The 20,337-nt window shown below is 72.9% G+C and carries 20 protein-coding genes and 1 tRNA gene; 15 read left to right on the top strand and 6 right to left on the bottom strand.

What is annotated here, in order from left to right:
* Positions 1 to 12 precede the first annotated feature (12 nt).
* Complete coding sequence (locus BLW32_RS09190; RefSeq protein ID WP_139286118.1) at positions 13 to 1,275, bottom strand: DUF7847 domain-containing protein; 1,263 nt, start codon at positions 1,273 to 1,275, stop codon at positions 13 to 15.
* Positions 1,276 to 1,374: 99 nt separating this feature from the next.
* Between BLW32_RS09190 and BLW32_RS09185 the strand changes: the two genes are divergently transcribed.
* The 4 genes from BLW32_RS09185 (at position 1,375) to BLW32_RS09170 (ending at position 4,558) form a co-directional block, all read left to right on the top strand.
* Positions 1,375 to 2,211, top strand: coding sequence for an NAD(P)H-binding protein (locus BLW32_RS09185; protein WP_068742557.1), 837 nt, complete (start codon positions 1,375 to 1,377; stop codon positions 2,209 to 2,211).
* A gap of 85 nt (positions 2,212 to 2,296) precedes the next feature.
* A tRNA-Gly gene (locus tag BLW32_RS09180) sits at positions 2,297 to 2,370 on the top strand.
* Positions 2,371 to 2,418: 48 nt separating this feature from the next.
* A complete protein-coding gene (locus BLW32_RS09175; protein ID WP_269451243.1) occupies positions 2,419 to 3,831 on the top strand; it encodes an MFS transporter in 1,413 nt (470 codons plus the stop codon).
* Positions 3,821 to 4,558: an ArsR/SmtB family transcription factor gene (locus tag BLW32_RS09170; RefSeq protein WP_068742559.1), complete on the top strand. Its 738-nt coding sequence runs from the start codon at positions 3,821 to 3,823 to the stop codon at positions 4,556 to 4,558. The genes BLW32_RS09175 and BLW32_RS09170 overlap by 11 nt, the downstream gene beginning before the upstream one ends.
* A gap of 4 nt (positions 4,559 to 4,562) precedes the next feature.
* Here the strand turns inward: BLW32_RS09170 and BLW32_RS09165 are convergent, their stop codons facing one another.
* Entirely contained in the window at positions 4,563 to 5,351 is a 789-nt protein-coding gene (locus BLW32_RS09165) for a sulfite exporter TauE/SafE family protein (protein WP_197467618.1), read from the bottom strand.
* A gap of 81 nt (positions 5,352 to 5,432) precedes the next feature.
* Between BLW32_RS09165 and BLW32_RS09160 the strand changes: the two genes are divergently transcribed.
* The 3 genes from BLW32_RS09160 to BLW32_RS09150 are packed head-to-tail and all read left to right on the top strand — an operon-like array spanning position 5,433 to position 8,675.
* A complete protein-coding gene (locus BLW32_RS09160; RefSeq protein ID WP_068742560.1) occupies positions 5,433 to 6,194 on the top strand; it encodes a helix-turn-helix domain-containing protein in 762 nt (253 codons plus the stop codon).
* 9 nt (positions 6,195 to 6,203) lie between these two features.
* Entirely contained in the window at positions 6,204 to 7,004 is an 801-nt protein-coding gene (locus BLW32_RS09155; RefSeq protein ID WP_068526474.1) for a crotonase/enoyl-CoA hydratase family protein, read from the top strand.
* A gap of 51 nt (positions 7,005 to 7,055) precedes the next feature.
* Positions 7,056 to 8,675: an FAD-binding protein gene (locus BLW32_RS09150; protein WP_068742561.1), complete on the top strand. Its 1,620-nt coding sequence runs from the start codon at positions 7,056 to 7,058 to the stop codon at positions 8,673 to 8,675.
* On the opposite strand, the gene BLW32_RS09145 is transcribed toward BLW32_RS09150, so the two are convergent.
* Positions 8,672 to 9,274, bottom strand: a complete 603-nt coding sequence (locus BLW32_RS09145; protein WP_068742685.1) for a helix-turn-helix domain-containing protein — start codon at positions 9,272 to 9,274, stop codon at positions 8,672 to 8,674. The two genes, BLW32_RS09150 and BLW32_RS09145, sit on opposite strands and share 4 nt — an antisense overlap.
* A gap of 96 nt (positions 9,275 to 9,370) precedes the next feature.
* On the opposite strand from BLW32_RS09145, the gene speB reads away from it, so the two are divergent.
* From speB to BLW32_RS09125, 4 genes are read left to right on the top strand one after another with little or no spacing between them, the layout of a single operon-like run.
* Entirely contained in the window at positions 9,371 to 10,351 is a 981-nt protein-coding gene (speB, locus tag BLW32_RS09140; RefSeq protein ID WP_068526472.1) for an agmatinase, read from the top strand.
* Positions 10,348 to 11,784, top strand: a complete 1,437-nt coding sequence (locus BLW32_RS09135; RefSeq protein ID WP_068742562.1) for an amino acid permease — start codon at positions 10,348 to 10,350, stop codon at positions 11,782 to 11,784. Before speB ends, BLW32_RS09135 begins: the two co-directional genes overlap by 4 nt.
* Complete coding sequence (locus BLW32_RS09130; RefSeq protein ID WP_068742563.1) at positions 11,781 to 12,572, top strand: carbon-nitrogen hydrolase family protein; 792 nt, start codon at positions 11,781 to 11,783, stop codon at positions 12,570 to 12,572. The genes BLW32_RS09135 and BLW32_RS09130 overlap by 4 nt, the downstream gene beginning before the upstream one ends.
* Positions 12,573 to 12,595: 23 nt before the next feature.
* Positions 12,596 to 14,296, top strand: coding sequence for a flavin monoamine oxidase family protein (locus BLW32_RS09125; protein WP_068526469.1), 1,701 nt, complete (start codon positions 12,596 to 12,598; stop codon positions 14,294 to 14,296).
* Here BLW32_RS09125 and BLW32_RS09120 read toward each other — a convergent pair.
* A complete protein-coding gene (locus tag BLW32_RS09120; RefSeq protein WP_074850469.1) occupies positions 14,293 to 15,789 on the bottom strand; it encodes a cytochrome P450 in 1,497 nt (498 codons plus the stop codon). The two genes, BLW32_RS09125 and BLW32_RS09120, sit on opposite strands and share 4 nt — an antisense overlap.
* A gap of 61 nt (positions 15,790 to 15,850) precedes the next feature.
* Positions 15,851 to 16,003 (bottom strand): hypothetical protein, encoded by a 153-nt coding sequence (locus BLW32_RS27465; RefSeq protein WP_156486422.1) that lies wholly within the window; start codon positions 16,001 to 16,003, stop codon positions 15,851 to 15,853.
* 174 nt (positions 16,004 to 16,177) lie between these two features.
* Between BLW32_RS27465 and BLW32_RS09115 the strand changes: the two genes are divergently transcribed.
* Together BLW32_RS09115 and BLW32_RS09110 are read left to right on the top strand one after the other, a co-directional pair.
* On the top strand, positions 16,178 to 17,371 hold the full coding sequence (locus BLW32_RS09115) for a sensor histidine kinase (protein ID WP_139286117.1): 1,194 nt from the start codon (positions 16,178 to 16,180) through the stop codon (positions 17,369 to 17,371).
* Positions 17,368 to 18,036: a response regulator gene (locus tag BLW32_RS09110; RefSeq protein ID WP_068742565.1), complete on the top strand. Its 669-nt coding sequence runs from the start codon at positions 17,368 to 17,370 to the stop codon at positions 18,034 to 18,036. Before BLW32_RS09115 ends, BLW32_RS09110 begins: the two co-directional genes overlap by 4 nt.
* A gap of 142 nt (positions 18,037 to 18,178) precedes the next feature.
* Here the strand turns inward: BLW32_RS09110 and BLW32_RS09105 are convergent, their stop codons facing one another.
* The gene (locus BLW32_RS09105) at positions 18,179 to 18,970 is read right to left on the bottom strand and encodes a crotonase/enoyl-CoA hydratase family protein (protein ID WP_068526510.1); all 792 of its coding nucleotides are present in this window, start codon (positions 18,968 to 18,970) and stop codon (positions 18,179 to 18,181) included.
* Between the two features lie 100 nt (positions 18,971 to 19,070).
* Here BLW32_RS09105 and BLW32_RS09100 point away from each other — a divergent pair, with 100 nt between their 5' ends.
* On the top strand, positions 19,071 to 19,646 hold the full coding sequence (locus BLW32_RS09100) for an HhH-GPD-type base excision DNA repair protein (protein WP_068526509.1): 576 nt from the start codon (positions 19,071 to 19,073) through the stop codon (positions 19,644 to 19,646).
* Positions 19,643 to 20,311 carry a hypothetical protein gene (locus BLW32_RS09095; RefSeq protein WP_068526466.1) on the top strand — a complete coding sequence of 223 codons (669 nt, stop codon included), beginning with the start codon at positions 19,643 to 19,645 and terminating at the stop codon, positions 20,309 to 20,311. The genes BLW32_RS09100 and BLW32_RS09095 overlap by 4 nt, the downstream gene beginning before the upstream one ends.
* Positions 20,312 to 20,337 lie beyond the last annotated feature (26 nt).

Below are 20,337 nucleotides of genomic sequence, written 5' to 3'. Positions count from 1 at the left end.
GTACCAGGTCGGTCAGTACCAGGTCGACGGTGCGGCCCGCGGCTTCTGCAGCCACAGCGCGTCCGTCGGGATGCCCGGCACGCCGGTCTGCCAGCGGCGGATCGCCTCGTCGCGGAGCACCTGGTCGAACTGCTCGTTGCGCGTCCGCTGATCGACGTACAGCAGCGTCTGCACGCCAGCGAGGAAGGGCGCCGTGAGGACCTGCGCGATCGCTGCACCAACGCCCGCAAGGGCGAGCCCCGTCACCGTCGTGCCCGCGAGGTTCTCGAGCCCGGCACCGTCGTCGACGATCACGCTGACGACGCCGAACGGGAGCGAGATGACGATCGTGATGATGCCGGCGATGAGGTAGGTGAGCAGCAGAATGCCGAGGACCCGCCAGAAGCCCGGCCGCTGCAGCTCGTAGCCGCGCTTCAGTGCCGTGATCGGGTCGGCCCGCTCGAGGACGACGGCCGGGTACGCGAGCGAGACCGTCGGCAGGAGCGCCAGGAATCCGACGATCAGCACGAGGAACAGCAGGAACGCGACGAGGATCGCCACGACGGGACCCGCATCGCCCGCCGCCACCGCGATGACGACGACGAGACCGACCACCAGCGCGGTGGGCACGAGGAAGATGAGGAACTGCAGCAGGCTGAGCCCGATCAGCGACAGCAGGCGGGGACCGATCGCCCGCACCGCCTCGCCGGAGCTGGTCCGCTCCCCCATCACCGCGCGCGCGACCGCGACTGTCAGGACGCCCGTGAGGAAGAGCGTGGCGATGCCCGCGATGAGCCCGACACCGATGCTGAGACCGGAGGCCGCGGCGAGGTCACCGAGGAACTCGTCTGCCTCGGCGTCCGGATCGACTGGGATGCGCGTCAACGGGATCTGCGCCAGAAAGGTGATCACCTGCGTGACCAGAACGAGCACCGCCGTCAGCCCGACCATGACGCCCGGGTTGGTTCGGATCGCGGCCATCGCGCCGCCGTAGATGTCGCCCAGGTCGAGCGGGCGCAGCGCGACGATCCCGACCTTCACCTCGGGCGCGGGCGCGCCCCAGCCGGGGCCGGGCTGCCCGTATCCCTGCTGGGGGTAGCCCTGCGGGTATCCCTGCTGGGCATACCCGGGCTGCGGCTGGCCGTACGGCTGCGCCCACGGGTCGCCGGAGGGGTACTGCGGCGGGCCCGGCTGCTGGTACCCGTACTGCGGGTCGCCCTGCTGCGGATCAGCGGGCCGCGCCCACTGACCATCGGGGCCGTAGCTGGGCTGATTGCCGGTTCCGTCGGGATTCACGGCACTCATCCTGCATTGCGGATGCACTCTTTTCAACTTCACCCCGGCTCGCCTTCCGTAGGGTGGGAAACGACGTTTCGCCCGACCGATGGGAGCCACATGATCCTGGTGACCGGCGCGACCGGCGTGATCGGGCGGCGCGTGGTGGAGCAGCTCGTCGCGGGCGGTGCCGCAGTCCGCGCGACGAGTCGGACGCCGGACACGGCGGGCCTGCCCGACGCGGTGGAGGTGGTGCGCCCGACCGATCCGGCCGCAGCTCTACTCCACGGCTGCTCGGCGCTGCTGATCGTCGCGTCCGCGCTGGGCACCGACCAGGAGGAGCGCCTCACCGAGCTCGTCGATGCCGCGAACGCCACCGGGACCGGTCGCCTGGTGCACCTGTCCACCGCCTCGGTGACCGACTCGCAGAGCCCGACCGGCGCGCACCATCGCGCGCTGGAGGAGGTCAGCAGTCGCTTCGACGGCACGCGCCACGTGCTGCGCCCTGTCCCGTTCGCACTGAACACGCTGCACTGGTGGGGCCCGACGGTGCGCGCCGCCCGGTTCGCGGAGGCGCCGTACCTCGACGTCCCGATGACACCGGTCGACGAGCGGGACGTCGCCGACGTGGCCGCAGCGCTCCTGCTCGGCACGCCCGAGCCCGACGGTCCGCTGCACCTGACGGGTCCGAACGCGCTGAGCTCCCGCGAGCAGCTGGCGGTGGTCGCGGAGGCACTGGGCACGCCCCTCGACGTGCGGCCCATCGAGCCGGACGAGGTGCGCCGGCGGCTCGCGGCGGTCGGCGTGCCCGCGCCCGCGGTCGATGCGATGCTGCGGTCCTTCGAGGTCGCCGCCGAGCATCCGTCCCGACCCACCGACGCGGTGTCCCGGATCCTGGGCCGCCCGGCCCGGAGCTACGCGAGCTGGGCGTGCGACCACATCGAGGGCTTCCGCTGATCCTCGCGGCGACCCGTCGGGCGGGGAGAATTCCGTCCCGCGGGTCGCATGCCGTAACATGTCTCGCGCGCCGGAAGCGGCGCACGCGGGCGTAGCTCAATGGTAGAGCCCTAGTCTTCCAAACTAGCTACGCGGGTTCGATTCCCGTCGCCCGCTCCAGCACGAAAGCCCCGGCCCCGGCCGGGGCTTTCGTCGTCTCCGGAGGGAATCGTCCGGCGGAACAGTTCGGCGGGGGCCGAACCGTTTCGGCACCAGGCTGGGGACATGCATCCCGCCCGGCGGCGCACCGTCGCCCTCCTCGCCCTGTCGGTCGCGTTCGGGCTGATCCAGTTCGACGCCACCGTCGTCAACGTCGTCCTGGGGTCCATGTCCCGCGACCTGGGCGGCGGGCTCGGGCTCGCGCAGTGGGCGGTCGACGGGTACGCGATCCCGTTCGCCGCCCTGATGCTCATCGCCGGATCGGCTGCCGACCGGTTCGGGCGGCGGCGGGTCTGCACCCTCGGCTTCGCGCTGTTCGCGCTGGCGACCGCGGCGTGCGCGCTCGCACCGGGCTGGGCCGTCCTGATCGGGGCGCGCATCGTCCAGGGGGTCGCGGCGGCGATGATCCTGCCCAGCTCGCTGGCGATGATCGGCGAGCTCTACCCCGGCCCGGCGGAGCGGGCCCGCGCGCTGGGGGTGTGGGGCGGGATCGCGAGCGCGGGCTTCGCCGCCGGGCCGCCCATCGGCGGTCTCCTCGCGACCAGCTCGGGGTGGCGGGCCGCCTTCTGGGTCGGCGCTCCCATCGCGATCCTCGCGGGGATCGCGGCCGCGCGCACCGTGCCGGCCTCGTCGCGCCACGCCCGCCGACTCGACGTCCGCGGCGCGGCGCTCGGCGCCGCGACGCTCGCGCTGGGTACCGCCGCGCTCATCGAACTCGGCCAGGGCCGCGTCGCACCCACCACCATCCTCGCCGCGGCCGCCACCGCGACGGGCTGGGCTTTCGTGGCCGCACAACGGTCGGTCGGCGATCCGATGATCCCGCGAGACATGCTCGCCCGCGTCCAGTTCCGCGGGGCGGTCCTGACCGGCTTCGTGTTCAACTCCGCGCTGTACGGCGCCCTCCTCGTCGTCGGCCTCGCCCTCCAGGACGTGCACGGCCTCACCGTCCTGCAGACCGGGGCGGCGATCCTGCCGATGACGATCGTCGTGGCGCTCGGCTCCACCACCAGTGGTTTCATCACCGCGCGCACCGGCCCGCGTCCGCCGATGGTCGCCGGGTTCACGTGCGCGGCGGTGGGCGCGCTCGTCGTCTCGGCCGGAGCGTCGCACCCCGGTGCGATCGTCACCGGCATGGGCCTCGTCGGCCTCGCCTCGCTCGCGATGCCCGCCATGACCTCGGTCGCGCTGGCCGCCGCGCCACCCGAGCACGCGGGCCTCGCCGGCGCGGTCCTCAACTGCGCCCGCCAGGCGGGCGGCGCGCTCGGTGTAGCCGGGTTCGGCGCCCTCGACAACGCCACGGGCCGCTCCTCGACGGCGCTATCGCTGACCTTCGCCGTAGCCGCGGCCATACTCGTGGTCGGGGTGGCCACCAGCATCGGCGCCACGACGAGCCGGCGAGAGGACCTCTGCGATGTCGGGTGACGCGGACCTGGCGGGTGTCGGCGAGCTCTTCGCCGACCGCACGCGCAGCCGGATCCTGCTGTCCCTGTTGGGCGGCCGCGAGCTCGCGGCCGGCGTCCTCGCCGACGAGGCGGGCGTCTCCCGCCCCACCGCGAGCGGCCACCTGCGCAAGCTGGTCGACGGTGGGCTGCTGGCCGTGCGCGCGGAGGGCCGGAACCGCTGGTACCGGATCGCCGGACCCGAGGTCGCCGACCTCGTCGAACGCCTCGCCGCGCTCGCGCCGCCGCAGCCGGTCGCCACGCTCAAGGCGTCCACCCGCGCCGAGCGGCTCCGCACCGCCCGCACCTGTTACGACCACTTCGCCGGGCGGCTCGGCGTGGCGATCATGGGCTCGCTCCTCGACCACGGCCGGATCACGGGTGGCGACGGCCTGTTCCACGACGACGGTGCCGACCACCCCGCGTCCGCCGGCCGGGAGCTCGACTACCGGCTCACCGCCGACGGGCGCGCCTTCCTCGCCGACCTCGGGGTCGCGCTGCCCGACGGTGCCTCCCGTCCCCTCGTGCGGTACTGCATCGACTGGACGGAGACGCGGCACCATCTCGCGGGCGGCGCCGGCCGCGCGCTGTGCGACCGCTTCTTCGCCGCCGGCTGGGCGGAGCGGCTCCCTACGTACCGCGCCGTCCGCGTGACCCCGGCCGGCGAACGCGTCCTCGCGCGACGGTTCGCCGTCGACTGGCCCGCCTGACCCGTCAGCGGAACAGCGCCGCGGTCATCGCCACGGCGACCATTACGAGCAGCCCGACGTACCAGCGGGCGTGCGCGCGATCGGACAGCCGCGGGCCGCGGCGGCGCAGGAACACGATCACCGGCAGCGACCCGGCGAGCAGCGCCGCGGCGGCGAGGACGTCCACGGCGCCCACGAATCCGGCCCCGGCGCCGACGGGCCGTCCGCCGGAGAGCAGGAGGAAGACCGCCGTCGCGGGGAGCGCCACCGCGAGCGTCAGCGGGTTCGCCAGCGCCGTCGCCACCGCCATGCGGTGACCGTTGCGGCGCATCAGCGGCACCGTCACGACGCTGCCTCCCACCCCGAGGAAGGCCGCGACCGCGCCGATCGGGAGGCCTGCACCGGCCGGAAGCGGCCGCGCACCGTCGGCCCCCGCCTGGAGGACCCCGGGCCGGGCGGTGACCGCCGCGATGGTCAGCAGGAGGTAGGCGACGAAGCCGACGGCGATGACGTCGCCGGGGACGTGCCGTGCCGCCACCGCGCCGAGCGCGCCGCCGAGCGCCAGCAGGCCGAGCAGGCGCCCGCTCCCCCGCAGCTCGGCGAGCACGGTGCGCGACGTGGAGGCCGTCGCCACGGCGGCGGCGACCACCATGAGCACCGACGACGTGGCCACCGCGACGCGTGGGGCGTCGTCGCCGAGGGCGGCGTCCGCCCACACCAGGACGGGCACCGCGACGAAGCCGCCGCCGAAGCCGAACAGCGCCGTCGTGACGCCCGAGGCGATGCCGACCAGAACCAGGATCAGTGCACTCACTGCTCCGAGTCCACCGGATCGCGTACTTACCGGCAATCGATGGTCGGCATCAGATCATTGAGTATCGGTAGTCTGGCGCGCATGCGGAACGTTCCCGTCGCCGCGCTGGAGGACCTTCCGCGCGACGTTCTCGCCGTCGGCACGGACTATCCCGACGGCTACGCGCAGGCCCGGCACCACCACCGGCGCGCCCAGTTCCTGTACGCCGCGACGGGCGTCATGGAGGTCGACACCGACGACGGGGCGTGGTCCGTTCCGACCGACCGCGCCGTGCTCATCCCGCCGGGCGTGCCGCACGGCGTCCGCTATTCCGGCGTGAGCACGCGCAGCCTGTACGTCGAGCCGGCGGCGGCGCCGTGGTGGCCGTCCCGCTGCACCGTGGTCGACGTGACGCCCCTGCTCCGCGAGCTCCTCCTCGCGGCCGTCGACGCAGACGCCGAGTACGACGAGGCGGGCCGCGACGGGGCCGTCGCGGCGCTCCTCCTGCACGAGATCGCCGCGCTCGCACCGCTCCCGCTCCACGTTCCGCTCCCCGCCGACGAGGAGTTGCGCGCGCTGTGCCGCGACTATCTCACCGCACCGGATGTCGCCGTCGGCAACGCCGAGTGGGCTGCGCGGTGCGGGCGGAGCGAGCGCTCGTTCACGGCCCGGTTCCGGGCCGCGACCGGGTCGAGCCCCGCCGCGTGGCGCCGTCGGGCGCGGCTGCTCGCCGCGCTGCCGATGTTGCGCACCGCGACGGTCACGGAGACCGCCGGCCGCCTCGGCTACGCGACGCCCGCGGCGTTCACCGCCGCGTTCACGGCGGAGTTCGGCGCGCCTCCCTCGCGCGTCCGGAGCGCATAGGGTCTCCCCATGACCGAACCACTCCTGATCGAGCGCGACGGCCCCGTCGTCACCTGGACCCTGAACGACCCCGCCGCGCGGAACCCCGTCTCGGACGAGGCGATGATCGAGGCGATCGAGCGCGCGGTGGACGCGGTGAACCGCGACGACGAGGTGCGGGTCGCGATCCTCACCGGCGCCGGCTCGGCGTTCAGCTCGGGCGGCAACGTCAAGCACATGCGCGACAAGGAGGGCATGTTCGGCGGCACCGCGGCGCAGCAGCGGCAGGGTTACCGGCACGGCATCCAGCGCATCCCGCGGGCGCTCTACCACTGCGAAGTCCCGACGGTGGCGGCCGTGAACGGCCCGGCGATCGGCGCGGGCTGCGACCTCGCCATGATGTGCGACCTGCGCGTGGCGTCCACGAAGGCCGTCTTCGCCGAGAGCTTCGTCAAGGTGGGCCTTATCCCCGGCGACGGCGGCGCGTGGCTGCTCCCGCGGATCGTCGGCATGGCCCGGGCGACGGAGATGGCACTCACGGGCGAGGCCGTCGACGCGGCGACCGCCCTCGAGTGGGGCATGGTGTCCAGCGTCGTCGAGCCCGACGAGCTCCACGCCGCGGCCCGCGCCCTCGCGGACCGGGTGGCCGCGAATCCGCCGCAGGCGCTGCGGATGACCAAGCGGTTGCTCCGGGAGGGACAGCACCAGAGCCTCGACGCGCTGCTCGAGCTCTCCGCCGCGATGCAGACCATCGCGCATTCCACGGCCGATCATCACGAGGCCGTCGCCGCGATGCTCGACAAGCGGCCGCCTCGGTTCACCGGGAACTGACCTTCGTCGGGAACCGACCCGGGAGGATGTAGAACACGTTATAGTCCGGCCATGGCGCAGGATTGGGACGCGACGGCGGACGTGGTGGTGGTGGGATACGGCGGCGCCGGAGCCGCCGCAGCACTGGCTGCCCGCGAATCCGGGGCCGACGTGCTCGCACTCGACCGCTACCTCGGCGGCGGCGCGACGAACCTCTCCGGCGGCATCGTCTACGCGGGCGGCGGCACGCGGATCCAGCGGGCCGCCGGCGTCGAGGACGACACGGAGAACATGTTCTCGTACCTGCGTCGCGAGGTGGGCGACGTGGTGTCCGAGGAGACGCTCCGGCGCTTCTGCGAGCAGTCCCCCGCGATGATCGATTGGCTGATGGATCACGGCGTGCCCTTCGACCCGTCGCTGTGCCCGTTCAAAACCTCGTACCCCACCGACGACTACTACCTGTACTTCTCGGGCAGCGAGAACTCCGGCGGTTTCCGCGACGCGGCGACGCCCCGCCAGCGGGGCCATCGCGCCCACGGGCCCGGCGTCTCGGGCAAGAAGCTCTACGGCCCGCTCGCCGCGTCGGCCGCCGCCCACGGCGTCCGTGTGCGCACCGGCACGCGGGTGACCGGCCTCGTCGTGGAGGACGGCCGGGTCGTGGGCGTCGAGGCGGTCACGATCGAGGACGCGCCGTCCGCGGTCCGCCGACGGTTCGCCGTCCTCACCCGGATCTCGGCGAAGCCGGGCGTCTACCACCAGGGCCTGCGCGCGGCGATGCAGCGACTGCTGGACCGGATCGAGCACCGCCACGGCCGGCCGATCCGGATCCGGGCCCGATCCGGCGTCGTCCTGAGCACCGGCGGCTTCATCGCCAACGGCGCGATGGTGCGCGAGCACGCGCCGGGTTACCCCTGGGCACAGGGCCTCCCACTCGGCACCGCGGGCGACGACGGGAGCGGCATCGAACTGGGCCGCTCGGTCGGCGGCGCGACGGACCGGATGGACTCGCTGTCGAACTGGCGGTTCATCGCCCCGCCCAGCGCCTACCTCGGCGCGCTCGCCGTCGACGTGGACGGACGGCGGATGGTCGACGAGTCCCGCTACGGCGCCGCGCTGGGCGCCGCCATCGCCGAGGCGCCCGGACACCGCGCGTGGCTGCTCGTCGACGCCGACCTGGCGGCGCGGGCGCGCGAGCAGCTGGGCGACCAGACGGTCTGGTTCCAGCGGCTCCAGCTCGAGCGGCTGCTCCGCATCGGGAGCGTCTCCGCGCCCACCGTCGAGGAGGCCGCGCGCCGCGCCGGCGTCGACCCCGCCGGGCTGCGGCGCACCGTCGACGCGCACAACGACGCGATCGCGCAGGGCCGGCCCGACCCGCTGGGGAAACCGGACGACCTCCGCCGCCCCGCCGTCGCGGCGCCGTTCACGTTGCTCGACATCTCGTTCACGGACCGGATGACCTATCCCATGCCGATGCTCACCCTGGGCGGCCTGGTCGTCGACGAGGACTCGGGTGCCGTCCGCACCGCGGCGGGCGCGACGGTCGACGGGCTGTTCGCCGCGGGCCGCACCGCCGTCGGGATCTGTTCGAACTCGTACGTCAGCGGACTCTCCCTGGCCGACTGCATCTTCTCCGGCCGGCGCGCCGGATCGCACGCCGCCGCGGCGCCCTCCGGCGCGCACGACGGGGCCTAGCGGCGCTCCCCGGCGGGCAGGGCCGGGGCCATCACCCAGAGGACCCGGGCACCGTCCGGACCGGCCGCGAAGACGTGGGGCCGAGCCGGATCGAAGGTCATGGCGTCGCCGACCCCCAGCTCGACGCCCGGCTCGGGCGGGAAGGCGAGCCGCAGGGCGCCCTGCTGCACCAGCACGAACGACACCTCCGCCGGAAGGGCGTAGGCCTCGTCGCCGCTCCCCCCGCCGGGCGCGATGTCGCTGAGCAGCACCTGAACCCGCCGCTCGCCCGACGGCGTGAGCAGGAACTCGGACAGTCCGTCGCCGCCGAACCGCACCGGCGGGTAGGCGTCCGCGCGCACGATCGAGCCCGCGGCGCCACCGTCGAACAGCGACCCGACGGGCACGTCGAGCACCTCGCACCACCGCACCAGGACGGCCATCGACGGCGCCGCGAGGCCCCGCTCGACCTTCGACAGGTAGCCCTTCGTGACCCCGACCCGCTCCGCGATGTCCGCGAGCGTGAGGCGGCGGGCGCGGCGCGCGGCCTTCAGCGACGCACCCACCTGATCCGGCACGGCGGGAACGGCATCCGCCCCCGGAGCAGCTGCATCCAACAGATGTTTCCTTTCAGGAAACTCGAGTTGACAAGTCGGTCGATGTCCCACACTATGTGATCCGGCCCACAAAAGCAGCCCCTGCGAGAGGATCCATCCGTGTCCGACGAAACCCAGCGCCCGTCTCAGCCCCGCGGACCGGTGGATGCGAGCCTCGTCCCCCGCTACTGCGGGCCGGAGACCTTCGCCCGCCTGCCCCGCCTCGATCAGGTCGACGGTGCCGCCGTCGCCGTCCTCGGCATCCCCTTCGACTCGGGCGTGAGCTACCGCCCGGGCGCGCGGTTCGGCCCCGGGCACATCCGGGCGTCGTCGAAGCTCCTGCGGCCCTACAACCCGGCGCTGGACGTCTCCCCCTTCGCGGTGCACCAGGTCGCCGACGCCGGCGACCTCGCGGTGAACCCGTTCGACATCGTCGAGGCCCTCGGCACCGTCGAGGCCGAGATCACGCGCCTGCGCGGCGCCGGGTCCAAGGTGCTCACCCTCGGCGGCGATCACACGCTCGCGCTGCCGATCCTGCGCGCCGTCGCCGCCGACCGCGGCCCCGTCGCGGTGCTGCACTTCGATGCGCACCTCGACACCTGGGACACCTACTTCGGCGCGCCGTTCACGCACGGCACCCCGTTCCGGCGGGCCAGCGAGGAGGGGCTGATCGACCTCGAGCGCTCCATGCACATCGGCATCCGCGGCCCGCTCTACGGCGAGCAGGACCTCACCGCGGACGGCGTCCTCGGCTTCCAGGTGGTGCGCTCCGACGACTACGAGAACGACGGCCTGGCCAGCGTGATCGAGCGCATGCGCCGGCGCCTCGCCGGGCCCGACGGTGCCGGCGGCCCCGTCTACGTCTCCGTCGACATCGACGTGCTGGACCCCGCGCACGCGCCCGGCACCGGCACCCCCGAGGCCGGCGGCATGACGAGCCGCGAGCTGCTCAACACGCTGCGCGCGCTCGTCGGCACCGACGTCGTCGGCGCCGACGTCGTCGAGGTCGCGCCGCCCTACGACCACGCCGAGCTGACGGGCGTCGCGGCGGCCCACGTGGCCTACGAGCTGCTGTCCGTGCTCGCGGTGAACGCCCGATGAGCACCTTCACCGAGAGTCTGTTCGCCCGGAAGTCCGTCGATCGCATCCTCGCCGACAGCGCCGCCGCGCACGACGGGCCGCAGCTCAAGCGCTCGATGGGACTCGGGCACCTCACCGCCCTGTCGATCGGCGCCTCGCTCGGCACCGGCATCTTCGTGATCCTCGGCGAGGCGACCCCCAAGGCCGGGCCGGCGGTCATCGTCGCGTTCATCCTGGCGGCGGTCACGGCGCTGTTCTCCGCGCTCTCCTACGCCGAGATGGCGGGCACCATCCCGGTGTCCGGCAGCTCGTACTCCTACGCCTACGCCACCATCGGCGAGTTCTTCGCCTGGATCTGCGGCTGGTGCCTGCTCCTCGAGTACGGCGTTTCCGTGGCGGCCGTCGCCGTCGGCTGGGGCCAGTACATCAACGAACTCCTCCGCACCCTCTTCGACGTGGAACTCCCCACCGCGATCGCCGCCCCGCCGGGCGACGGCGGCATCGTGAACATCCCGAGCATGGTCATCGTGGCCCTCGCCTGCATCGTCCTCGTCGGCGGCGCGACCGAGAGCGCCCGCCTGAACACCGCGATGGTCGTCCTCAAGGTGTGCGTCCTCGTCTTCTTCTGCGCCATCGCCTTCACCGCCTTCGAGTCGGGCAACCTCAGCCCGTTCATGCCCTTCGGCACCCACGGGATGACCGCCGCCGCGGCGATGGTCTTCTTCTCCTACATCGGCTTCGACGCGGCGTCGACCGCGGGCAACGAGGCGAAGAATCCCACCCGCGACCTCCCGCGCGCGATCATCCTGTCGCTCGGCATCATCACCGTGCTCTACTGCCTGGTCGCGCTCGCGGCGGTCGGAGCGATGCCCTGGCAGGAGTTCGGCGGGTCCGAAGCCTCCCTCGCGAAGATCCTCACGGACGTCACCGGCCAGACCTGGCCCTCCGTGATCCTCTCCATCGGCGCGGTGATCGCGATCGCCAGCGTGGTGCTCGCGGTCATGTACGGCCAGAGCCGCATCCTCTACACGATGGGCAGCGACGGCCTGGTCCCCCGCGTCTTCGCCAAGGTCAACCCCCGCACCTTCGTGCCGGTCCGCAACATCGTGATCGTCAGCGTGGTCATCGCCGTGCTCGCGGGTCTCGTCCCCCTCGGTGAGCTCGCGAACGCCACGTCGATCGGCTCCCTCTTCGCGTTCGCGCTGGTCAACGTCGGCGTGATCCTGCTGCGGATCAACCGACCCGATCTGCCCCGCGCCTTCAAGACGCCCCTGTTCCCGCTGATCCCCGTGCTGGGCATCGGCTTCTGCGGATACCTCATGCTGCAACTCGAGGCCCGCACGTGGATCGCCTTCGCCGTCTGGTCCGCGGTGGGACTCGTCGTGTACTTCGTCTACGGCTACCAGCACTCGCGGCTGCGGCAGGACGTCGACCTCGCGAAGGACGCGCGATGACGGTCACCGTCGCGATGTACCAGGGGCCGGAGGGCCTCGGGCCCGAGCCGGACGTCGCGCGGAACCTGGCGGCGATCGACGGTGCCGCGGCCCGTGCCGCGGAGAGCGGCGCGCGTCTGCTCGTCACCCCCGAGATGTCGGTGACGGGCTACGACATCGGGGCCGAGGTGGCGCGGCTGGCGCGCCCCCGCGGCGGCGAGTACCACGACGCGCTCACCGCGATCGCGTCCCGCCACGACCTCACGGTCGTCGGCGGCTACGCGGAGCGGGACGGCGACCGGGTGTTCAACGCCGCCACCGTGGTCGCGCCCGACGGCACCGAACTCGCGCACTACCGCAAGACGCACCTCTTCGGCGACCTCGACCGCAACGCCTTCGCGCCCGGCGACGAACTGCCCGTGACGTTCCCGCTCGGCGGGCTCACCTGCGGACTGCTCATCTGCTACGACGTCGAGTTCCCCGAGGCCGTGCGCGCCCACGCCGAGGCGGGCACCGACCTGCTCCTGATCCCGACGGGCCTCATGGAGCCGTTCGGCCGCATCGCGGAACAGGTCGTGCCGGTGCGGGCCTTCGAGAGCCAGCTCTACATCGCCTACACCAACCACTGCGGCCGCGAGACCTCGCTCGAGTACTGCGGCCTGAGCACCGCCGCGGGGCCCGACGGCGACGTCGTGGCCCAGGCCGGGCGCGACGAGCGCCTCCTGACCTTCACCGCCGACCCCGAGGCGCTGCGCGAGGCGCGCCTCGTCAACACCTACCTGCGCGACCGGCGCACCGACCTGTACTGAGCCCCTCCACCCCAGGAGCCCACATGACCCAGCCCGCCATGCCCGCCCACGGACCGTCCGCCTCGGACGCGCCCCTGACGATGTTCGGCCCCGACTTCCCCTTCGCGTACGACGACTGGGTCGCGCACGCCGACGGCCTCGGCGCGGTGCCGGACGCCGTCCGAGGCACCGAGGTCGCCGTCATCGGCGCCGGCCTCGCCGGCCTCACCGCCGCCTACGAGCTGGCCCGCATCGGCCTGAAACCGGTGGTCTACGAGGCCGACCGGATCGGCGGGCGGATGCGCAGCGAGCGCTTCGACGGCTACGCCGACGATCTCGTCGCGGAGATGGGGGCGATGCGCTTCCCGCCGTCGTCGACCACGCTGCAGCACTACCTCGACCTCGCGGGCCTGCGCACGGAGCCCTTCCCCAATCCCCTCGCCGAGACGACGCCCAGCACCGTCATCGACCTCAAGGGCCACAGCTACTACGCCCGCACCACCGCCGATCTCCCGCCCGAGTTCGCCGAGGTCGCCCGCGCCTGGGACGCGACGCTCGCCGACTACGCCGACGCCGCCGAGCTGCAGGACGCGATCCGCGCGCGCGACGTCCCCCGCATCCGGGCGGTGTGGTCGCGCCTGGTGGAGGAGCTCGATGACCAGACCTTCTACGGCTTCCTCACCGCCTCCGAGCACTTCCGGTCGTTCGCGCACCGGGAACTGTTCGGCCAGGTCGGATTCGGCACGGGCGGCTGGGACACCGACTACCCCAACTCGATGCTCGAGATCCTCCGCGTCACCTGCACCGCCGCCGACGACGAGCACCGCGGCATCGTCGGGGGCGCGGACCTGCTGCCGAAGCACCTGTGGGAGAGCCCGTTCGACGGTGCGCGGTCGGTGCGGGACCTCAACGGCGGCGAGCACCGGCCGGCGGTCACCGCGATCCGCCGCACCGCCGGCCCCGGCGGCGCCCCCGCGTACACGCTGACCGACGCGGCCGGCGAGACCCGGACGTACCCGGCGGCGGTCTTCACCGGCCAGGCGTGGATGCTCCTCAACACCATCGACTGCGACGACGACCTGCTGCCGATCGACCACTGGACCGCCGTCGAGCGGACCCACTACATGGGCAGCTCCAAGGTCTTCGCACTGGTCGATCGCCCCTTCTGGCGCGACGTCGACCCCGCGACGGGGCGCGACACCATGTCCATGACGCTCACCGACCGGATGAGCCGCGGCACCTACCTGCTCGACCACGGTCCCGACCGGCCCGGCGTCATCTGCCTGTCCTACACCTGGTCCGACGACTCGCTCAAGGTGCTGCCGCTGGACGTGAACGCGCGGCTCGATCTCATGCTCAAGTCGCTGGGCGAGGTCTACCCCGGCGTCGACATCCGCAGCCACATCATCGCCACGCCGAAGACGGTCTCGTGGGAGACGGAGCGGTACTTCATGGGCGCGTTCAAGGCGAACCTCCCCGGGCACTACCGCTACCAGGAGCGGCTGTACACGCACTTCATGCAGGAGTCGCTCGACCCGCGGCACCGCGGCTTCTTCCTCGCCGGCGACGACATCTCGTGGACCGCGGGGTGGGCCGAGGGTGCGCTGCAGACCGCCCTCAACGCCGTGTGGGGCGTCGTGCACCACCTGGGCGGGAGCGCACCGTCGACCAACCCCGGGCCGGGCGACGTCTTCGCCGACATCGCCCCGGTCCGGCTCGGCGACGAGCGGGGCACGCGCGCCTAGCGTTTGGCGAGCGCCGTCACCACCCCGCCGTTCCCGGGGATCATGGTGACGTTGCGGTGCCGCGGCTGCTCGGCGGGCGCGTCGGTCATCGCGAGGTCGACCCGCAGCAGGATCTGCGTGACCACGGCGCGCAGCTCCGCCATCGCCAGCCCCGCGCCCAGGCAGCGGCGGGTGCCGCCGCCGAACGGCATCAGCTTCTGCGGCGAGGGCTTGACGCCGAGGAAGCGCTCGGGGTCGAACGCGAAGGGCCGCGGGTACAGGTCCTCGCGGTGGTGCAGCAGCAGGATCGAGACGAGGGCGATCACGCCGCGCTCCACGACGTAGGGCCCGAACCGCCAGTCCGACAGCAGCTCCCGCGCGACGACCGGGACCACCGGCCGGCTGCGCATCGACTCGTTGATGAGCGCCTCGATGTACGCCTCGTCGCCGGCGCGGGCGGCCTCCACGGAGCGGCGGTACGCCTCGGGGTTGCGGGTGAGCCGCTCGAAGGTCCACGCGACCGAGTTCGACGTCGTCTCGTGGCCGGCGAGGACGAGGGTCAGCAGCTCGTCGCGGATCTCGCTGTCGGCCAGGGGCGCACCGTCGTCGCCGCGGGCGGCCATGAGGACGGTGAGGATGTCCGAGCGGCCGGCGCCGTCGGCACCGTCGGCGCCCTCCCGGCGGCGCTCGGCGATCACCGCGTAGATGGCACGGTCGAGGGGGCGCAGGATCATCTTGAGCACACCGCGCGGCTCGGGACTGCGGGCGTTGACCAGCTGCACGGCCGTCGCGAGCGGGTGCGTCGAGAGCTGCAGCAACCGGATCATCGAGGTGCGGACCGCGCTCTCGGCGGCGGTGGCGCCGGCCTCGTCCTCGATGCCGAAGACCGCCGACATGATGACGTCGAGGGTGATCTGCTGGCCGATGTCGGCGAGCGCCACCGGCTCCCCCGTGCGCCAGTCGTCGATGCGGTGCGTCGTCGCCGCGTCGATCCGGCGCTGGTACTCGGTGACCGCGCGGCCGTGGAACTGCGGCAGCAGCAGGCCGCGCTGCTGCTTGTGGCGGGGACCGACCGCGGTGAGCACCGAGTCCGGGCCGACGATGGGCCGCAGCGGCGAGAACCGCGTGGCCGAGGGCGCGTCGTCGGGTCGCGACATCAGCGAGGCGATGTGGGCCGGATTGGAGACGAGCACCACCTGTCCCGGACCGCCCGCGAACTCGGAGCGGAAGACGTCGCCGTAGCGCTCCGCGGCGCGGAAGGTCACGTCGCCCTCGCGGAGCGTGTAGCTCAGGGACGCCCGCAGCGGCCCCATCGGGAGGGACGGGGCCGCGCGCAGGGCGGCGGCGCCGGCGGGGTCGACGGGGCCCGCCTCGTCGCCGTTGCCGCCGTCCACGCCCGGTCGCGCGGATTCGCGCAGGTGCCACGCGGGTTCGGGGATGGACAGGGTGCGCGCGACGGTGCCGCCCAGCCCGGAACCGATCCCGGTTCGGAAGGCTCGTGTGATCGTGGTCATATCGTCCTCCTGCATCGATTGTGCACGCCGAACGCGGCGCGCGGGCGGGCCGTCGCGATCGTCAGGGCACGACGGTGCCCAGCGGCCCGCTCCGGCGGTCCCGGGCGGCCATCGCGCGGTGGATGTCCCGCGCGCCGAAGTCGAGGCCGTCGCGGTCGTGGGTGAGCCACAGGACGGCGACGACGAATGCTGCGATGACGAGAACGGTGATCATGGCCTTCTCCTTCTCCGGTGCCCGGGCTGTGTTCCGGGTCGCCTTCGACGCTACGAAGTCGATCGCCGCAGGTCAGCGTGCCCAGGAAGGAAATCCGGTTCCGCCCCGAGGCGGGCGCGCGGATCCGCCCCAGGGTGGACGACCGGGCGCACGCGCGCGACTACGATGCACACCATGCGCTGGTTGCGGTGGTTGGAAGCGCGGTACCGGCGGGACTTCGAACTGCTCGGCTACGAGTACCCGCCGTACTACATGACGATCACCGAGGTCGCCATGCTCGCGCTGGTCATCGAGGCCGCGGTGCCCCGGCTCCTGGAGGGCCCCGAGGGCCGGCAATGGATCTGGCTGACGGGGGCGATCGTCCTCTCGCTGTGCCACACGGCCGCCAGCCTGATGCGGAAGGGCGGCGTCTCGCTCACCGCGCACTCGATCGTCATCCTCACCACCGCGTCCCTCTTCTGGTGCGTCCCCACGACGTTCGACGTCGTCCCCCTGATCGTCATCCTCGGCATCACCCAGGTCGCGGCGGTGACCCCGCCGCGGGTCACCGTCGCGCACCTGGTGGCGTACCTGGCCGTGGTGATCGCCGCGGGCCTGCTCGGCGCGATCCACCAGGCGTGGCTGATCGCCCTCACCGTCTGCTTCGGCGCCGCCGTCGGCCAGTTGCTGCAGAACCAGCTGCTACTGCTCCGGGCCGAACGCGACGCCCAGGCCTCGCGGATCGCCCTCGACCGCGCCACGATCGCCGGGGAGGTGCACGACGTGGTGGCGCACTCGCTGGCCGTGGTGCTGCTCAACGTCACGGCGGCACGTCGGGCACTCGAATCCGACGACGCCCGGGACGAGGCCGTGGACGCACTCCGCGACGCCGAGACCCAGGGGCGGGCCGCGATGAAGGACATCCGCACCACCATCGAGCTCCTCCGCTCCGACGGTGCCGGGTCGGCGCAGCCCGGCCTCGCCGACATCCCCGAGCTGGTCGCCTCGTTCGAGCGCGCCGGGCTCGCCGTGGACCTGGAGCACCGGGCACCGTCGACCGACCTCACCGCGAGCGCCGGGCTCGCGGCCTTCCGCGTCGTGCAGGAATCGCTGGCCAACGCCGTCAAACACGCGCCGGGCGCCCGGGTCGCCGTCCGCGTGGCGCCCGGCGCAGGGGGCCGGCTCGGCATCCGGGTCTCGTGCCCGGTGCCCGACGGTGTGCGGCGCGCCCCCGGCGGCTCCGGGCTGACGGGGATGCGGGCCCGCGTCGAGAGCGCGGGCGGCACGCTCACCACCGGCCCCGTCGACGGGACGTGGCTCGTGGACGCGACCTTTCCGTCCGGCGCCGTGACGGGCGCACGCTGTTCGACCGGAGGAGACCGCCCGTGACCGACCGACCGATCCGCCTGCTCCTCGTGGACGACCAGGACCTGGTGCGCCTCGGGCTGCGCCGGATCCTGCGCCGCCGTGATGGTTTCGAGGTCGTGGGCGAATGCTCGGACGGCGACGAGGTGACCGCGGCCGTCGCCGAGACCATGCCCGACGTGGTGCTGATGGACCTGCGCATGAAGCGGGTCAGCGGGATGGAGGCCACCCGGCGCGTCACCGCCCCCGCGGGCGCGCCGCCGGTGCTCGTGCTCACCACCTTCCGCGACGACGACCTGCTCTCCGAGGCACTACGGGCGGGAGCGTCCGGCTTCGTCCTCAAGGACTCGCCCGCGGAGGAGCTCATCCGCGCCGTGCGCCTGGTGGCCGCCGGGGAGGCGGTGCTCGACCCCGCCGTCACCGGCCGCGTACTCGAGACCTACCGCGCCGCCGCACCCGCGGCAGCGACACCGTCGGGCGAACAGGCGCGACTGACCTCCCGAGAAGTGGACGTCCTCGCGCTCGTGGGCCGCGGACTGTCCAACGACGACATCGCCGCCGAGCTGGTGATCTCGATCGTCACCGTGAAGAGCCACATCGGCTCGATCTTCACCAAGCTCGGCGTCCGCAACCGCGCGGAGGCGATAGTTTTCGCGTTCGATCACGGCATCGTCCGGCCGGGCGGCTGACGGTCCGCCGAGGCGGGGCCCGGTCTTCGCCCCCGACCACGACATCGTCCGGCCGGGCGGCTGACGGTCCGCCGGGGCCGGGCCCGGTCTTCGCCCCCGACCACGGCATCGTCCGGCCCGGCGGCTGACGCGTTTGAACGGGTTATTGGCGCTCGATGAAGGCCGGCTTCTCCTTGTTCGCGGCCGCGGTGCGGGCGATCACGTGGTTCTTGCCGCGGATGAGGCCCAGCTGCAGGGCCTGCTCGACCGGGAAGGACAGGCGCGAGCCGCTGTACCAGGTGTTCTCGAACAGCGCCTTCGACGCGGCCACCGCGTCGGGTGAGCGCTCCTTGAGCTTGTCCACCAGCTCCAGCGCGTCCTTCATCGGGTCGGCGGAGACGCCGGTGACGATGCCCCAATCCAGCGCCTGCTTCGCGGAGAACATCTCGCCGGTCATGGTGAGGCGCTTGGCGACGTCGATGGTGGTGAGCTGGGCGATGGACGCCGAGATCGACATGTCGGGGATGAGGCCCCACTTGGCCTCGAGGATGGAGAAGTCCGCCTCGCTCGAGGCGTAGCGGAAGTCGGCGCCCAGCGCGATCTGCAGTCCGCCGCCGTAGCAGTGGCCGTGCACCACGGCGATGACCGGCGCGGGCACGCTGCGCCACGCCCAGCCCGCGGCCTGGAAGTTGTTGGCCGCCGAGATGCGCTTCGGCACGAAGTTCATGAGCAGCCGGCGCTGCTCCTTACCCGCGGAGGCGAAGTCGAGGCCCGAGCTGAACGAGCTGCCCTCGCCGGAGAGGATCACGGCGCGCAGCGAGCGGTCGTTCTTCGCGCGGTCGGCGGCCTTGGCGAGGTCGTCGATCATGTCCAGGGTGAGACCGTTGTGCTTCTCAGGACGATTGATCCGCACGTGGGCGACTTCGTCGCGCACCTCGTAGTCGATGTTCGACATCCGCTTCTCCTCGTTTCGGTCGCCGTTGGCCGTCATCTGCAACCCTAGCCGCCGCGTCGGTCCCCGTATGGGAAGGCACGGCTGAAGTAAAGTGGCGCTCATGGCGGTCACGTTGCACATCACGGGGGAACCCGAGTCGGACGCGGTGCTCTCGGAGCACCCGTTCGCGCTGCTCGCGGGCATGCTTCTCGACCAGCAGTTCCCGATGGAACGCGCGTTCGCGGGTCCGTGGAAGGTCCTCGACAGGTTCGGCAGTATCGACCCGCGCGACATCGCGGTCGCCGACCCGGTCCGGTTCGAGGAACTGTGCACCACGCCCCCCGCGATCCACCGGTACGGCCGTGCCATGGCGGCACGCCTGCAGGCCCTCGCCCAGATCGTCGTCGACGAGTACGACGGGCAGGCCGAGCGGATCTGGACCGAGGCCTCCTCCGGCGCCGACCTGGTGAAGCGGATCGAGGCCCTGCCCGGCTTCGGCGCGCAGAAGGCGAAGATCTTCGCGGCGCTCGTCGGCAAGCAGCTCGGCGTGAAGCCGCGCGGTTGGGCGACGGCGGTCGGCGACTACAGCAAGGCCGGCTACCGCTCGGTCGCGGACGTCGTCGACGGCGAGTCCCTGCAGAAGGTGCGCGCCTACAAGAAGGAGATGAAGGCGGCCGGGAAGAAGGCGGGCGCATGACCGGACCGGGTCCGTACGGCGGCCAGAACCCGAATCAGCCGGGGCAGGCCTACTCACAGGCGATCCCGCTGCCCCCGCCACCCCGCGGCCCGGCGGCGCCGAACCCCGTCCCCGGCGGCGCTCCCCCGCCGCCGCAGAAGCCCAGCTCGGGCCGCAACGTGATCGTGGCCCTCGTCGCCGTCGCCTCCGTCGTCGCGCTCATCGCCGCGATCGTGGTGGCCGCGCTCCTCAGCGACTCGAACGGCGCCGACCCCGGCAAGGACACCGCGTCGGCGACGACCGGCGCGGGCGCCGTCTTCCGCATCAACGACTGCCTGTACGACGTGCCCGAGGCCCCTAAGGTCGGCAACTGCGACGACGGCGGGTCGCCGTACAAGGTCACCCAGGTGATGCAGCCGGGCGAGAAGTGCCGCGCCGAGCAGACGTCGATCGCCCGGGGCCGCTGGTACTGCCTCACACCCAATCTCAACGTGAACTACTGCTACACCGCCCCGGTCCCCGGGACGTGGATCAAGGCCGCCGGGCAGTGCGGCGCGCCGGGCACGATCACCGTGGTCTCCGTCGTGGGCGGCCTCAAGGACTCCGGCCGGTGCTCCGGCGAGTGGGACCGCAGTTACTTCTTCGACGACCCCGTCTACACGATCTGCGCCAAGTCCTACACCTAGCAGCGGTGCCCGCCGACGCCCCGGGC

Source organism: Tsukamurella tyrosinosolvens (assembly GCF_900104775.1).
Classification (GTDB): Bacteria; Actinomycetota; Actinomycetes; order Mycobacteriales; family Mycobacteriaceae; genus Tsukamurella; species Tsukamurella tyrosinosolvens.
The sequence above is the reverse complement of the archived record's forward strand: the minus strand, read 5'-3'. Positions and strand labels throughout refer to the sequence as shown.